Raw genomic sequence first — 16063 nt, forward strand, 5'->3', positions numbered from 1 at the left:
ATGACGCGCAACCGCTTCCTCACCGGCCTCGTTGGATATCCGATCGCGCATTCGGCGGCGCCTGCGATGCATGAGCAGGCCGCCGCAGCGCTCGGCCTGCACTGTCACTATCAGCTCATCGAGGTGCCGGCTGCCGGACGCGACGATCTGCGCGCGATGCTCGATGGCATCAGGCGGCTCGGCTTTGCCGGCATCAACGTCACCTTTCCCTACAAGGAAGCCGTCGTCGATTGGCTCGACGACGTCACAGCCGATGCAAGCGCGATCGGCGCGGTCAACACCATCGTCGTCGATGGCACGCGGCTGATCGGGCACAACACCGATGCAACAGGCTTTGCGCGCGCCATCGCGCCGCTGCTCGCCGCAACGCCGCGTGGTCCGATCGCGCTGATCGGTGCCGGCGGCGTCGGCAAGGCGATTGCCTTCGTGCTCGCCGGCCTCGGTGCCGCCGAGATCAGGATCTTCGACAGCGATGTGGCCCGTGCCGCCAAGCTTGCGGCGCGGTTGCCGCACCCCCATGCCGTTCACGCCACGAGCGTTGCGGCCGCGGTCGACGGCGCGGCGGGCCTCGTCAACGCCACGCCGGTCGGCATGCTGCCGAGCCGCGACCTGCCGGTGCCGGATGCGCTGCTGCATCCGGCGATGTGGGTCGCCGACGCCGTCTACACGCCGTTGTGGACGCCGATGCTGCTGGCGGCCAAGGCCAAGGGCGCGCCCGTGCTCACCGGGCGCGATCTCGCCATCAACGCGGCGGCGGATGCGTTTGCGCTGTTCACAGGGACGACACCGCCGCATGCCGTGATGGGAAATGCGTTCGACGCCGTGATGGCGGCGCGCTACTCTGCCTCCGCCTGAAGGCGCGGAGACATTTCCCAATGACAACAATCAGGATCGGTCTGGCCGGCTGCGGCTTCGTGTCGGAATTGCACATGTATGCCTATCGGCGCGTCTATGGCGTCGACGTCGAGGTGCGGGCGGTGGCGGCGCGCGGCGATCATGTCGTCGAGTTCGCGCGCAAGCATCAGATTCCAAGCGCCCATCGCAGCTTTGCCGAACTCGTCGCCGACGCTGATATCGATGTCATCGACATCTGCACGCCTCCCAACCTCCACGCCGCGATGATCGTCGAGGCGATGCAGGCCGGCAAGCACGTGATCTGCGAAAAGCCGTTCAGCGGCTATTTCGGCCGCGACGGCGACAAGACGCCGATCGGCAGGCATGTTCCGAAGGCGCTGATGTATCAGCGCGTGATGGAGGAGATGGAGGCGACCCGCGCCGCGATCGAGCGGACTGGAAAGCTCTTCATGTACGCCGAGGACTGGATCTATGCACCAGCGATCACCAAGACCGCGGAGATCATCCGGGCCACCCGCGACAAGATCCTGTTCATGAAGGGCGAGGAGAGCCATTCCGGCTCGCATGCGGCGCACGCCGCCGAGTGGGCGATGACCGGCGGCGGCTCGCTGATCCGGATGGGCTGCCATCCGCTGTCGGCGGTGCTCTATCTCAAGCAGGTCGAGGCCCGCGCGCGTAGCGAGGCGATTACGGTTGCCAGCGTCACCTGCGACGTCGGCCACGTCACGGCAACGCTCAGGCCGGAAGAGCGCGCCTTCATCAAGGCAAAGCCGGTCGACGTCGAGGATTGGGGCACGCTGACCGCAACCTTCTCCGACGGCACCAAGGCCACGGTGTTCTCCGGCGACATGATCATGGGCGGCGTGCGCAATCTGATCGAAACCTACACCTCGGGCGGCTCGCTGTTCGCCAACATCACGCCGAACACGCATCTGACGAGCTACCAGACGAGCGAGGAGAAGCTCGCGAGCGTCTACATCACCGAGAAGGTCGATCGCAAAACCGGCTGGCAATACGTCTGCCTCGAGGAGGAATGGACGCGGGGTTACCTGCAGGAGATCCAGGATTTCATGGAATGCGTCGCGACGGGCCGGCAACCGCTCGCCGACCTTACGCTGGCGTATGAGACGACGAAGGTGAATTACGCCGGCTACTGGGCCGCGGATGAGGGCAGGCGAGTGGTGCTGTAGCGGCAAGCTCTCTTCCCTTCTCCCCTTGGGAGAAGGTGCACCGCCGCCTCGGCCGCGGGGTGATGACACTGGACGGGATTGCGAGCAGTCGATCGTAGGGTGGGCAAAGCGAAGCGTGCCCACCATCGCGAGCATCGTGTGGATGGTGGGCACGTCGCTGCGCTCCTTTGCCCACCTACGGCTCCGCCGGTGCCGCGAGAGGACCTTACGCCCCGTACACCGAACCCTTCGGCAGCGGAAACACCGGATCCTGCGTCTTTATGTTCGTCGGCCACACCACGGTGATGCGCTCGCCGGCGTTTTGCATCACGACCGGCGTCGAGCGTTCGTTCTGGCCGGCCATCGGTGTGCCCGGCGGATAGAATTTCACGCCATAACCCTGGATGGTGCCGCCCGGCGGGATGTCGACGTCGAGCGCCGCCTTGCGGATCGCCTCGGGATCGAAGCCGCCATATTTCTCCTTGGCGACCGGCAGCACGTTGTTGAGCAGCACCCAGGTCTGGTTGAAGCCCATCGAGCAGTGCGGCGGCACTTCGGTGGCGTTGGTCTTTTCGCGGTAGCGCGCGACCATCACCTTGGTGAGATCGCCGACGCCCGGCGCGAGCTTGGCGGGATCGAGCAGCTGCGCCGGGACCGGATCGATGTTGCAGAAATTGTCGATGTCGGCGCCGAAGGTCGTGCGCAGCTTGTCGAGCTGGCTGTAGCCGGCGCCGGCGCCGAACAGCATCTTGAATTTCAGCCCGCTCTCGCGCGCCTGGCGCAGGAACAGCGTGATGTCGGGGTTGTAGCCGGCATGCGAAATGATGTCGGCCTTGGCGCGCTTCAGCTTGGTCACCAGCACAGAGAGGTCGGGTGCGGAGGCCGAATAGCCTTCCTTCAGCACGATTTGCAGCCCGGCCTCCTTGGCGAACATCTCGTCAGCCGCGGCGACGCCGACGCCGTAGGGACCGTCTTCATGGATCAGCGCGACCTTGACGTCCTTCGGCTCCATGCCGAGCTTGGCCTTGGCGTGCTCGGCGAGGAAGCCGCCGAACGCCTGGCCGTACTGGTCGGAATGGATCTGGGCGCGGAACACATATTGCAGGTTCTTGTCCTTGAACACGGCGGTCGAGACCGCGGTGGTGATCCAGAGGATCCGCTTCTGCTGCTCGACCTTGGCAGCGAGCGGGACTGCGTGCGAGCTCGCGAACACGCCATTGAGGATGTCGATCTTCTCCTGATCGATCAGCCGGTTGGCCTCGTTGATCGCCACGTCGGGCTTGCTCTGGGAATCGACATTGACCGGTACGATCTTGTATTTGCCGCCGACGCCGCCCTTCTCGTTGACGAGATCGATGGCGATCTGGGTGCCGATCGAGGAGGCGACCGATCCGCCCGCCGCGAATGGGCCGGTCAGGTCGTAGATCACCCCGATGCGTACGGTTTCCGCTTGCGCCTGTGCGCGCGTCCAATCGAAGCTGAATGCAGCGGCGGCAGCCGCGGATGTCTTCAGCAGCGTCCTGCGTGACGTCGGCATCGCATCCCTCCCCTGAAGCCGTCATTCGCGACGGGTGTTATTTTTTCGGAGAGTATTGGGAGCGGGCGGCGGAAAGTCAACGCGGCTTGCGGGCGCCGCGGCTCGTGAGTTGGTAGGGGGCGCATCTGTTTCCAGCGTCGTCCCGGCGAAGGCCGGGACCCATTACCCCAAATGCGAATTGTTGGATGACGCTGGGGCCGCAATCTTTCCCGACAACGCAATCCGGTGGTTATGGGTCCCGGCCTTCGCCGGGACGACAACTCAATATTACTCCATCACCGCGGCATGGTCCGGGGGCGCGGACTGCTGGCGCAGGGCGGCCTTGGTCGAGCCGATCATGATGGCGAGCGGGATCGAGACCAGGATGAAGATCATCACCAGCATGTAGTCATGCGAGAAGGCGATGATCTGCGACTGCGCCGCCACCATCTTGTCGGCCATCGCGCGGCCCGCGTCGGTGTTGAGGTTGATCATGCCGGCGACGTCGGGCATCTGCAGCGCGTGGTTGAACGGGTTGATCTGCTCGGAGAGTTTGGCGTAGATCCGCCGCCCGCCCTCGGTGAGCTGCGCGATCACGATCGAGATCCCGGCCGAGCTCGCGACGTTGCGCAGCAAGGTCAGCATCGAAGTGCCGTCGGTGCGCAGCTGTCCCGGCAAGGTCATGAACGCCACCGTCGACAGCGGCACGAAGACGAGGCCAAAGCCGAAGCCCTGGATCACGCTGACCGTGATGATCTCGGGCGCCTGGGTCATGTCGGTCCAGCCGGTCATCCGGAACAGCGAGGCCGCGGTCAATGAGAGGCCGGAGACGATCAGCGTGCGCGCCTCGATATAGCGCATCAGGCGGCCGACCAGCATCATCGCCACGAACGTACCGAAGCCGCGGCTCGCCAGCAGCAAGCCGGCGGTGATGATCGGATAGCCGATCACGTTCTGCAGATAAGGCGAAGACAGCGCCATGGTCGAATACAGCACGAGGCCCATCACCGTCATGAACACGCAGCCGCCGAGGAAGTTCTTGTCCTTGAACAGCGCGAACTGGATGAAGGGCCGGTCCGTCGTCAGCGAATGGGCGAAGAAGAAATAGGCGCCGACGGCAGCGACGATGAACTCGATCATGATCTCGTTGGATTCCAGCCAGCCGAGCTGCTCGCCGCGGTCGAGCGCGAGCTGCAGCGCGCCGATCGACACCGCCAACGCCGAGAAGCCGAACCAGTCGAAGCGCAGATTGAGGTCCTGCCTGGTCTCGTCCATGAAGACGGCGAGGCCGAGCACGGTGAACGCGCCGAACGGCAGATTGACGAAGAACACCCAGTGCCAGGAATAGGTCTCGGTCAGCCACGCACCGAGCGACGGTCCCATGATCGGGCCCATCATCACGCCCATGCCCCAGATCGACATCGCCTTGGCACGCTCATGCAGCGCGTACGAATCGAGCATCACGGCCTGCGACAGCGGCACCAGGGCTGCGCCGAACACGCCCTGCAACAGGCGGAACAGCACCATCTGGTTGATGTCCTGCGCCAGGCCGCACATCACGGACGCGATGGTGAAGCCGGCCGAGCAGATGATGAAGATGCGCTTGCGGCCGAAGCGGTTGGCGATCCAGCCGACCGGCGCCGTCATGATCGCGGCCGCGACGATGTAGGAGGTCAACACCCAGTTGATCTGGTCCTGCGAGGCCGACAGCGAGCCCTGCATATAGGGCAGCGCGACGTTGGCGATCGTGGTGTCGAGCGCCTGCATGATCGTCGCCGTCATGGCGCAGATCGTCACCATGTTCCGGCGCAGGCCAGGGACGGCGGATGGCGACGGTGTGGTCATTCAGAAAGGTCCTATTGGTCTACGCGTGGCTGTCGTCCCCGCGAATGCGGGGACCCAGTATTCCAGAGGCCATGCCGTGAACCGCAAGGCCGCGGCGTACTGGGTCGCCCGGTCAAGCCGGGCGATGACAGCGGAGGATGTGGAGGAAGCGCCCGCATGTCGTCACCTCCTCTACTCCTCCTCGCCACCATGCGCGGCCGCCGGCTGCATCCCGAGCAAGCCCGCCAGCGAGCGGCGGTGGTTGGTGTCGATCGTGGCGTAGACGCTCATGCCGGCCTTCAGCTTCTTCACGAACGGATCGTCCTTGTCGAAGTAGATCCGCACCGGCACGCGCTGCACCACCTTGACGAAATTGCCGGTGGCGTTCTGCGGCGGCAGGATCGCGAACTGCGCGCCGGTGCCCGGCGACAGCGAGCCGATCTTGCCCTTGAAGGCGTGGTTGGGGAACGCGTCGACGTCGAGCTCGACCGGCTGGCCGACCGCGACATAGGTGAAGTCGCTTTCCTTCGGGTTGGCGTCGACCCAGGGATTGTCGACGTCGATCACCGAAAACACCGGCGAGCCGGCGGCGACGAAGCGGCCGAGCTGGATCTGGTCGACCTGGGTCGCCACGCCGTCCATCGGCGCGCGCAGCACGGTGTGGTCGAGATTGCGCTGGGCGTCATCGAGCTTCGCCTTGGCCTGGGCATAGGCCGGGAACTGCTCGATCGGCAGATCGACACTGCCGAGCAGCTGGGTCTTGGCGTTGGAGATCTGCTGCTTGATGTATTGCGCGAGGCTCTCGGCGGTGACTTGCGCGTTGGCGGCGTTGTCGAGGTCGAGTTGCGAACCGAAATTCTGCTTGGCGAGCGTCGATTTGCGCTCGACGTCGCGCTTCTTCAGTTCGACGCTCTGCTGGGCGTAGTCGAGCATCTGGGTGTTGATCTTGATGGTGTCGACCAGATTGTCATAGGTGGTCCTGGTCTGGTCGAGCGCCGCCTTGGCCTGCGCCACCGCAAGGCGATAGGGTACCGGATCGATCTCGAACAGCTCGTCGCCCTTCTTGACGTGCTGGCCTTCCTTCACGACGATCTTGTCGATCTTGCCGGAGATTTCCGGCGTGATCAGCACCTTCTGCGCGCCGACATAGGCATCGTCGGTGCCGACATAGCGGCCGCCGTTGAGATAGAACGCGAGGCCGCCGATCGCAGCCACGATCGGCAGCACCACCAGCAGCAGCGTGCGGCGATAGCGCCGCCAGAAGCTGCGGCGCGGCGCGGCTTCGACCTTCTCCGGCGGTGCGGCGGGATTGCTCTTCTGCTCCGGCGCCAGCTTGAGCGCGGGTTCAGCCATAGCGCTGTTCCTTTCGGGAGGGTTCGCTGGCTGGGCTTTGGATGGCATTGCGAACGTTTTCCTTGATCGATTCCAATTGGGTGAGCAGGCGGTGCGCGTCGGTCGGGCCGATGCCCTCGAGCGCGGTCGCGGTGAGTTCGGAGCGCAGGCCGGCGAGCTTGCCCAGCAGCGGGCGCGCGGCCTTTTTCAGATAGAGGCGGTTGACGCGGCGGTCGCTGTCGTCGCTGCGGCGCTCGATCCAGCCATTGTCGCAAAGCTTGTCGATCAGCCGGGTCAGCGTGATCGGCTGCACCTCGAGCAGCTCGGCGAGCTCGGTCTGCTTCATGCCCTCGTTGCGCTCGATCTTGGACAGCACCGCCCATTGCGCGCGGGTGATGCCGTAGCGCGCGGCTTCCTTGTCGGCATAGACCCGGATCAGCCGAAACAATTCGCCGAGTGTGAACAAGAATTCCGTGTCGACGGAACCGGTCATGGACCCTGCCTCCTTAAGCTTGGGATATAATAAGCTTGCTTATGATGTCTTCACACCCGATTAACGCGAGGCTGCCCCGCAGCGCACACATGGCTGACATCGGGCGCGCATGTGCCCGCCGCGCGGGCCGGCCGCACGGGCTTTGGGAATGCGGGCGCGGATGCTATCTTTCTGCCGATGAGCCTGGCCAAGCCGACATTCCCCGCGCCCGATCACGACCACGGCCGCTGCGCCGCGGATGCGATGATGCATGCCGAGCAGGTTTGCAGCCGCCGGGGCCAGAAATTCACCCCGATCCGGCGTCAGGTGCTGCAGGCGCTGCTGTCCAGCCACCGGCCGCTCGGCGCCTATGAGGTGATCGACGAACTCGCGAAATCGATGCCGCGCCCGGCGCCGATTACCGTCTACCGCGCGCTCGACTTCCTGATGGAAAACGGCCTCGTCCACCGCATCGAGAGCCGCAACGCCTTCCTCGCCTGCGCCCACGATCACGACGAGGCCTCGATGGTCGCGTTCCTGATCTGCGACCATTGCGGCTCGGTCGGCGAGATCCCGGCGGCTCCCGTCGCGCAAAGCCTGACCGCCGCGGCGCGGGCGACGGGGTTCGTTCCAAAACTCTCCGTCGTCGAGATCGCAGGGACCTGCGCGCATTGCCAGAAATAGCTGGCCCAAGATGCTTCATCCGTCATTGCGAGCGAAGCGAAGCAATCCATTTCTCCGCTTGCGGCGCGATGGATTGCTTCGCTCCGCTCGCAATGACGGGATAGATCAATACGAACCAGAACAACACGGCGCCAAGCCGGCCCGCGAGGACACATGACGACGCAAGCAATTTCCGCCAACTCTGCCAGGCCCGTCAGCGTCGGGCATGGGCTGCCGCCCGGCGCCATCGCGCTGATGCTGATGCTGTGCGTCAGCTGGGGCTTCAACCAGCTCGCGGTCAAGCTCGCGCTGCCCGACGTGCCGCCGATGTTGCAGGCGATGATCCGCTCCGCCGGAGCGCTGCCGGTGATGCTGTTCATCGGCTGGCTGCGCGGCGTGAAATTCTTCGAGCGCGACGGCTCGCTGCTGCCCGGCCTCGTCGCCGGGCTGATGTTCGGCTTCGAGTTCGTGCTGATCTTCTCCGGCCTCGTCTTCACCTCGGCCTCGCGCGGCTCGGTGTTCCTCTATACCGCGCCGTTCTTCGTCGCGCTCGGCTCGCACCAGTTCCTCGGCGAGCGGCTGAGCGCCGTGCAGTGGGGCGGGCTGGCGCTGAGCTTTGCCGGCGTGGCGCTCGCGATCGGCGTGCCGCAGCCGAATGTCGACGCCAAGGTGCTGCTCGGCGATCTCCTGGTGGTCGGCGGCGGCGCGCTGTGGGCCGCGACGACGCTGGTCGCCAAGGGCACGCGGCTGCGCAACGCCGCGCCGGAAAAGGCGCTCGGCTATCAGGTCGCGGTCTCGATCCCGATCCTGGGCATCGCGTCCTGGATCGCGGACGAGCACATCACGCATGCGCCGAGCGCGCTGTCGATCTCGCTCCTGGTCTACCAATCGGTCTGGGTGGTCGGCTGCACCTTCGTGATCTGGTTCGGAATGGTGCGTGCCTATTCGGCGAGCAAGCTCTCCGCCTTCACCTTCATCACGCCGTTGTTCGGCGTGGTCGCAGCCTATTTCGTCATGCACGACACGCTGACGGCGGTGTTCGGCGTCGCCGCGCTGCTTGTCATCGCGGGGCTTTATCTGGTCAACAAACCCGACCCCAAGGTGACGCCGGATCCGAATGTGCCGGCGTGAGGGAGAGAGCGGCGCCACACACTCGGTGTCGTCCCGGCGCAGGCCGGGACCCATAACCACAAAAATTGATTGTTGCGCGACGCTGCGGCCCCAGCTTGTTTCAACGACTCCACCCTGCGGTTATGGATCCCAACCTTCGCCGGGACGACGTGGGGAGAGGGCTGTGCGCCTCTCTACCCCACCTCGATCGGCAGGCTTGCATCCTTCGCCCATTCGCCCATCGAGCCGTCATAGAGCGTGAGATCGTCGTAGCCGAGCCGATGCAGCTGGAACAGGTCGATCGTCGCCGAGATGCCGCCGCCGCAATAGGCCACCACGCGCTTGTCCTTTGTGATCCCCTGCGCCGCGAAGGTCGCGGCGGCCTCACTGAGCGGCGCGAAGGTCTTGCTCCTGGCATCGATCAGGCTCGCCGCCGGCACGCTGACGCTGCCGGGAATGCGGCCGGGCCGGCCGTAGCGGCTCGGCTCCAGGCCTTTGTAGAATTGCGGGCCGAGCGCGTTGACGATCACGGTGTTATCAGCGCCGGTCGCGGCCAGCACGTCGTGCTTGCCGACGAACAGGCCGGCGCGCGGCCGCGCGGAAAATGTCGCGGGCGGATAGCCGCCGGCGAGGCCGGTTTCGATGTCGCGTCCCTCGGCGGTCCATTTGTCGATGCCGCCGTCGAGCACCGCGGCGCCGTCGAAGCCGAGCGAGCGCAGCATCCACCAGAATCGGGTCGCCCACATCGCGCTGCCGATCGAATACAGCACGACACGGCTGTTCGCCGAAATGCCGTGACGGCCGAACGCGGCCTCGAGCTGCGCGACATCGGGCATTATGAAGCGCAGCTCGGTACGAGAATCGGAGAACTCGGCCTGCAGATCGAGGAAATTCGCGCCCGGGATATGCCCGGCCTCGAACGTTTGGCGGCCGGAGACCACGACATAGGGCGCGCTGCTGCCGGCCGGCGCCGGCTCCAGATAGGTCGTGCAGTCGAACAGCCGCAACCCGGGCTCGCCGAGGATGTCGGCGAGTTCCGCCGTGGTGATCAGTTCGCTATGTGCGGCCATCTCACGTCCTCCCGGCATCGTCTTAATAGGACGCTAAGATGCGCCAGATCACAAGAAAAGCCGCGACTTTGCCCTTTGAATCGGCGAAATCCGGTCCAATATAGCTCCCATGCAGGACGCCGCTGCATGGCTTGCGTATCGCCCCGATCGGCGCCATAAGCTGTTGAATTCACACCGGAACACGCCCGTTCGGCCGCGCCGCCCCGCTGCCCATCGCCCCCTTGGTGAATGTCACCAAAACCTGATATTCGAGACGCCATGAACAAGCCCGAGATTTTGCCGCAAGACGACGTCGCAGGCCCCGCGCCGCGGCACCACACCACGCAGGTCATGGTCGGCAACGTCGCCGTCGGTGGCGGCGCGCCGATTGTCGTGCAGTCGATGACCAACACCGACACCGCCGACATCAAGGGCACCATCGCCCAGGTCGCGGCGCTGTCCCGCGCCGGCTCCGAGATGGTGCGCATCACCGTCGACCGCGAGGAGGCCGCCGCTGCCGTCCCGCACATCCGCGACGGGCTGCGCAAGCTCGGCCTCACCACGCCATTGATCGGCGACTTCCACTATATCGGCCACAAGTTGCTCGCCGAGTATCCGGCCTGTGCCGAGGCGCTCGACAAGTACCGCATCAATCCGGGCAATGTCGGCTTCAAGAACAAGCGCGATACGCAATTCGCCGACATCATCGAGATCGCCAACAAGAACGACAAGCCGGTGCGCATCGGCGCCAATTGGGGCTCGCTCGACCAGGAGTTGCTCACCAAGCTGATGGACGAGAACACGGCCTCGCCGAACCCGCGCGATGCGCGTGCGGTGACGCGTGAGGCGATGGTGCAGTCGGCGCTGCTCTCGGCGGCGCGGGCGCAAGAGCTCGGTATGCCCAAGAACAAGATGATCCTGTCGGCCAAGGTCTCCGCCGTGCAGGACCTGATCGCGGTCTATCAGGAGCTGGCACGCCGCTCGGATTACGCGATCCATCTCGGCCTGACCGAGGCCGGCATGGGCTCCAAGGGTATCGTGGCCTCGTCGGCTGCGCTCGGCATCCTCTTGCAGCAGGGCATCGGCGACACCATCCGCATCTCGCTGACGCCGGAGCCCGGCGGCGATCGCACGCTCGAAGTGCAGGTCGCGCAGGAATTGCTGCAGACCATGGGCTTCCGCACTTTCGTGCCGCTGGTTGCGGCCTGCCCGGGCTGCGGCCGCACCACCTCGACCACGTTCCAGGAGCTGGCGCGCTCGATCCAGGATTTCATCCGCGACGAGATGCCGGCCTGGAAGACCAGATATCCCGGCGTCGAAGAGCTCAACGTCGCGGTGATGGGCTGCATCGTCAACGGCCCCGGCGAATCCAAACATGCCAATATCGGCATCTCCCTGCCCGGCACCGGCGAAGCGCCGGCCGCGCCTGTGTTCGTCGACGGCAAGAAGTTCCGCACCCTGCGCGGCCCCGGCATCGCCGCCGACTTCAAGGCGCTTGTGATCGACTACATCGACCAGCGCTACGGCAACGGCGCCAAGCTGCCGGAGAGCGCGGGAGCGGAGTAAGCCGCCGCTCGCGCAACACACTCCGCCGTCGTCCCGGCGCAGGCCGGGACCCATAACCCCAGGCAGCGGTTGTGGTGCGAGACGTGGGTTGCGAGCCTTCGCCAAACACAATCCTGTGGTTATGGGTCCCGGATCTGCGCTCCGCTTCGCTGCGCTTGTCCGGGACGACGGATATGTTTGCAGCGCAGATTGCGCTTCGCTCCATCCGGGCTACGATGGTTAAAACAAAAACCATCGGGAGCACGCCCATGAGCTCACTGTCCGGCAAGCAGGGCCCGCGTTACCGGCACACCGCCGACTCCACCGAGCCCTTTGAGACCATCGGCGTCGAGAAGCTGACGCCGATCATCGGCGCGGAGATCTCCGGCGTCGACATCGGCAAGCTCGTCGATGGTGATGCGCGCTCCAACCGCCAGATGGACGAGATCCATCGCGCGCTCGCCGAAAACCTCGTCATCTTCTTCCGCGACCAGCACATCAGCCCGCAACAGCACCTCGCCTTCGGCCGCAAGTTCGGCGAGCTGCATGTGCATCCGGCGGCGCCCAACGAGGGCGATCCGGCGCTGATGAAGATCTACGCCGACAAGGATTCCCCGCGCGCCAATGGCGAAGGCTGGCACACCGACGTGTCCTGCGACCTCGAGCCGCCGATGGGCTCGATCCTCTACATCAAGCAGTGCCCGCCGCGCGGCGGCGATACGCTGTTCGCCAACATGTACGCCGCCTATGAGGCGCTGTCGGACCGGATGAAGGCGTATCTCGACGGGCTGACCGCGCTGCATGACGGCGAGCAGACCTATCGCGGGCTGTATGCGAACTACGGCGTCGCCGACAAGCGGGACTATCCCCGCGCCGAGCATCCGATCGTGCGCACCCATCCGGTGACGGGCAAGAAGGCGCTCTACGTCAACCGCGGCTTCACCCGCTTCATCGTGGGTATTCCCCGCGACGAGAGCGACGCGGTGCTGGCCTATCTCTACCAGCATGCCGAGAACCCGCTGTTCCAGTGCCGCTTCCGCTGGACCGAGAACGCGATCGCGTTCTGGGACAACCGCTGCGCCCAGCACCGCGCGATGTGGGACTACTGGCCGCACACCCGCTCGGGCACGCGCGTGACGGTGAAGGGGGAGCGGCCGGTGTGAGACAATTGCGTAGGATGGGTAGAGCGGAGCGAAACCCATCATCTCACCGCGCGGATAAAAGTTGATGGGTATCGCTCCGCTCCACCCATCCTACGAAAAATAAATCGGGAGGTCGTCCATGCTTCGCGCCGAAGACAACGTATTCCTCACAGAATCCGGTGCCGGGACAGGAATGGGCGAACTGCTGCGCCGGTTCTGGATCCCGGTGCTGCTCTCCGAAGAGCTCCCGGAGCCCGACAGCGACCCGAAGAAGATCGTTGTCATGGGCGAAGAGCTGCTCGCCTTCCGCGATTCGCGCGGCGTGGTCGGGATCATCGACCAATACTGTCCGCATCGCGGCGCCAATCTCTGGCTCGGCCGCAACGAGGAATGCGGCATCCGGTGCGTCTATCACGGCTGGAAGTTCGACACCGACGGCCGCTGCGTCGACATGCCGACGTCCTATCCCGACCTGAACGCGAAGGACCTGATCCGCATCAAGTCCTATCCGGTGCGCGAATGGGGCGAGATGATCTGGGCCTATATGGGTCCGGTCGAATTGATGCCCGAATTGCCGGCGCTGGAGATGGCGCTGCTGCCGGCCTCGCACCGCTTCGTCACCAAGAAATGGCAGGACTGCAACTGGGTGCAGGCGGTCGAAGGCTCGATCGACACCGCGCATTTCACCTTCGCGCATCTCTCCTTCGAAAAGGAGGAGAACGAGATACTCGACATCAAGAAGCACTTCGTCAACCCGCTGACCCGGGTGGCGACCGACCACATGCGCTGGATCGCCGAGGACCCGCGGCCGGTGATCAAGATCAATCCGCATGACGCGGGACTGACGGTCGCCGGCGGGCGGCTTACCGGCAGCGACAATATCTATTGGCGCATCGCCCAGTTCCTGATGCCGTTCCATTCCTACGCGCCGAGCTCGATGCCCGGCGAGAACATGTTCGGCCAGACCTTCGTGCCGGTCACCGACACCAATTGCTGGATCTACACCTATGCGTGGAATCCCGACCGGCCGCTGACCGAGGCCGAGCGCAACGGCTATGCCAATGGCAACGGCGTGATGGCTGTCGTCGACGAGAACTACGTGCCGCTGCGCAACAGGGCCAACGACTATCTGATCGACCGCAAGCTGCAGCGGACCAAGAGCTACACCGGCATCAAGGGCGTCTCCGAGCAGGACGCCGCGGTGCAGGACAGCCAGGGCCCGATCGCCGACCGCACCCGCGAGCATCTCGGCCCGACCGATCTCGGCATCATGCATTTCCGCAAGCTGGTGATGGAGGCGGCGCGCGCGCTGGAGAAGGGCGAGGCCCCGCCGCATGTCGCGCGCCAGGACCGCTACACCGTGCGCTCCGGCGCCTGCGTCACCAGCAAGAGCAAGGACCTCACATCGGTGATGATCGAACGCTTCGGCGATCCCGCGGGGTTTGTCGGCGGTCCCGGACAGAACGCGGCGGCGGAGTAAATCGCTGGCGGAGTAATAACACTGGCGTCGTCCCGGCGCAGGCCGGGACCCATAACCACAGCTGGAATTTGTGGGAATGCGCTGTGGCCCCAGCGTGCTTGGTGACTCGACCCTGTGGTTATGGGTCCCGGGTCGCGCTTCGCTTGCCCGGGACGACATCGGGGTTAAAGCGGTATCCGCCGATACTCCCGGTTGCTCAGGCTCGCCTCCTCCAGATCGAGATCGCGCTCGATCCGCCGCCGCGTCTCGTCGGTGATCTTGCCGTCGCGCAGCAGGGCATGGATGAACTTGCGCTCGGAGGCGATCAGTTCGCGGGTCAGGTCGGTCCCGGCGGCCGAGGCGTCGTGCTTGTCGGGATCGAGCGAGTCGGGCAGCTGGTTGGAGCGGATCTCGTGCCGCGAGCGCAACAGCTTGATCACCTCGTCGGACAGCTCGCGGTCGTCGGTGATGGAGTCGAGCGACTTCAGCGCGGCCGCCAGCGCTTCGCGCCGCGCCGATATTTCCTGCTCATGCTCGGCGACGTATTCGCTGCGTCCGTCCTTGGCGAGCCCGAGCCAGCGCACCACCGGCGGCAGGCCGAGGCCAAGCCCGACCAGGGTCACGAAGATCACGCCGAAGGCAACGAACAGGATCAGGTCGCGATACGGGAAGGCGTCGCCACTCGGGAGCGTCAGCGGCAGCGCCAATGCGGCCGCAAGCGACACCGCGCCGCGCACGCCGGTGAACGCGACCACGAACACTGCCCGCCACGACGGCAGCGGATCGCGCTCGCGGACCCGCGCGCTGACCCAGCGCGGCAGATAGGTGCCGGGGAACACCCAGAGGAAGCGCGCCAGGATGACGATGACTGCGACCAGCGCGGTGGCGGCGAGGATGTCGTGCAGCGGGAACGCCTTCGACTTCTCGTACAGCGAACGCATCTGGAAGCCGGTCAGCAGGAACAGCAGGCCTTCGATCAGATAGATGATCAAGTCCCAGAAGAAGATGCCTTGCAAACGGGTCGCGGCCGAGATCAGCAGCGGACCATTCCAGCTCATGTAAAGCCCGCAGGCCACGGTCGCGATCACGCCGGAGCCGCCGAAATGCTCGGGGATCCAGTAGGCGAGATAGGGCGTGATCAGCGACAGCGTGATCTCGACCTGCGGATCCCGGGCGCGGTTGCGGGCGCGCAGGCTGAGCCAGCCGACTGCGGTGCCGAACGCCACCTCGCCGGCGACGATGACGAAGAACGTGCCGGTCGCCTTCGGCAGCGAGAACAGGCCGGTGGTGATCGCGGCCAGCGCGAAGCGGTAGAGGATCAGTGCGGTCGCATCATTGGCGAGGCCCTCGCCCTCGAGCACGACCAGGATGCGGCGGGGCATGCCGAGCTTGCGCGCGATCGCGAGCGGCGCCACGACGTCGGGCGGTGCGACGATGGCGCCGAGCAGGAAGCCGACGCTCCAGGGCAGGCCGATCAGGTAGTGGGTCGCGGCCGCGACCATGAAGGCGGTGAAGATCACGCAGCCGACCGACAGCAGCACGATCGGCCGCAGGTTGGCCTTGAACTCGCGCCAGCTCATCGCGACGCTCGCCGAATAGATCAGCGGCGGCAGCACCACCAGCAGCACCAGCTCCGGCGGCAGTTCCAGCATCGGCATGCCCGGCACGAAGGCGAGCACGACGCCGACCAGCAGCAGCAGGATCGCCGGCGCGATATCGGTCCGGCGCGCCACCAGGGCGGTTCCCGCCAGCACGCCGAGCAGGATGAGAAAGATCTGAAACGTGGCTTCCATGACCGGCTCACTTCGCCCGGAAACCGGCCTCAGTCAATGCAGTCTGGCCATCGCCGAACCGCTCCGGCGGTCATTGGAGCACGGTGAGATCAAGTTGAATTGGAGCGGCATCGGAAGTTCACCTCTCCCTTGGG

At 65.3% G+C, this 16063-nt stretch carries 13 protein-coding genes; 7 read left to right on the top strand and 6 right to left on the bottom strand.

Annotation, left to right across the window (positions count from 1 at the left end; genetic code table 11):
- Together IC762_RS02850 and IC762_RS02855 are read left to right on the top strand one after the other, a co-directional pair.
- Positions 1-855 (top strand): shikimate dehydrogenase, encoded by an 855-nt coding sequence (locus IC762_RS02850; RefSeq protein ID WP_195787147.1) that lies wholly within the window; start codon positions 1-3, stop codon positions 853-855.
- 20 nt (positions 856-875) lie between these two features.
- Positions 876-2045: a Gfo/Idh/MocA family protein gene (locus IC762_RS02855; protein ID WP_195787148.1), complete on the top strand. Its 1170-nt coding sequence runs from the start codon at positions 876-878 to the stop codon at positions 2043-2045.
- A 205-nt stretch (positions 2046-2250) separates the two neighbouring features.
- Here IC762_RS02855 and IC762_RS02860 read toward each other — a convergent pair whose 3' ends face one another.
- From IC762_RS02860 to IC762_RS02875, 4 genes are all read right to left on the bottom strand, one after another.
- Complete coding sequence (locus IC762_RS02860) at positions 2251-3561, bottom strand: ABC transporter substrate-binding protein (protein WP_195787149.1); 1311 nt, start codon at positions 3559-3561, stop codon at positions 2251-2253.
- Between the two features lie 267 nt (positions 3562-3828).
- Positions 3829-5385: an MDR family MFS transporter gene (locus IC762_RS02865; RefSeq protein ID WP_195787150.1), complete on the bottom strand. Its 1557-nt coding sequence runs from the start codon at positions 5383-5385 to the stop codon at positions 3829-3831.
- Between the two features lie 171 nt (positions 5386-5556).
- Positions 5557-6717: an HlyD family secretion protein gene (locus IC762_RS02870; RefSeq protein WP_195787151.1), complete on the bottom strand. Its 1161-nt coding sequence runs from the start codon at positions 6715-6717 to the stop codon at positions 5557-5559.
- Positions 6710-7189 (bottom strand): MarR family winged helix-turn-helix transcriptional regulator, encoded by a 480-nt coding sequence (locus IC762_RS02875; protein WP_195787152.1) that lies wholly within the window; start codon positions 7187-7189, stop codon positions 6710-6712. Before IC762_RS02875 ends, IC762_RS02870 begins: the two co-directional genes overlap by 8 nt.
- Before the next feature lie 177 nt (positions 7190-7366).
- Between IC762_RS02875 and IC762_RS02880 the strand changes: the two genes are divergently transcribed.
- Together IC762_RS02880 and IC762_RS02885 are read left to right on the top strand one after the other, a co-directional pair.
- Positions 7367-7852: a Fur family transcriptional regulator gene (locus IC762_RS02880; protein WP_195787153.1), complete on the top strand. Its 486-nt coding sequence runs from the start codon at positions 7367-7369 to the stop codon at positions 7850-7852.
- A 153-nt stretch (positions 7853-8005) separates the two neighbouring features.
- Complete coding sequence (locus IC762_RS02885; protein WP_195787154.1) at positions 8006-8962, top strand: DMT family transporter; 957 nt, start codon at positions 8006-8008, stop codon at positions 8960-8962.
- Positions 8963-9135: 173 nt separating this feature from the next.
- Here the strand turns inward: IC762_RS02885 and IC762_RS02890 are convergent, their stop codons facing one another.
- On the bottom strand, positions 9136-10011 hold the full coding sequence (locus IC762_RS02890; protein ID WP_195787155.1) for a sulfurtransferase: 876 nt from the start codon (positions 10009-10011) through the stop codon (positions 9136-9138).
- A 258-nt stretch (positions 10012-10269) separates the two neighbouring features.
- On the opposite strand from IC762_RS02890, the gene ispG reads away from it, so the two are divergent.
- From ispG to IC762_RS02905, 3 genes are all read left to right on the top strand, one after another.
- Positions 10270-11556, top strand: coding sequence for a flavodoxin-dependent (E)-4-hydroxy-3-methylbut-2-enyl-diphosphate synthase (gene ispG, locus IC762_RS02895; RefSeq protein ID WP_195787156.1), 1287 nt, complete (start codon positions 10270-10272; stop codon positions 11554-11556).
- 248 nt (positions 11557-11804) lie between these two features.
- Positions 11805-12698, top strand: a complete 894-nt coding sequence (locus IC762_RS02900; RefSeq protein ID WP_195787157.1) for a TauD/TfdA dioxygenase family protein — start codon at positions 11805-11807, stop codon at positions 12696-12698.
- Positions 12699-12816: 118 nt separating this feature from the next.
- Positions 12817-14157 (top strand): Rieske 2Fe-2S domain-containing protein, encoded by a 1341-nt coding sequence (locus tag IC762_RS02905; protein ID WP_195787158.1) that lies wholly within the window; start codon positions 12817-12819, stop codon positions 14155-14157.
- A gap of 164 nt (positions 14158-14321) precedes the next feature.
- Here IC762_RS02905 and IC762_RS02910 read toward each other — a convergent pair whose 3' ends face one another.
- Positions 14322-15929: a Na+/H+ antiporter gene (locus IC762_RS02910; protein ID WP_195787159.1), complete on the bottom strand. Its 1608-nt coding sequence runs from the start codon at positions 15927-15929 to the stop codon at positions 14322-14324.
- Positions 15930-16063: the final 134 nt, after the last annotated feature.

This window comes from Bradyrhizobium genosp. L (assembly GCF_015624485.1).
GTDB lineage: Bacteria > Pseudomonadota > Alphaproteobacteria > Rhizobiales > Xanthobacteraceae > Bradyrhizobium.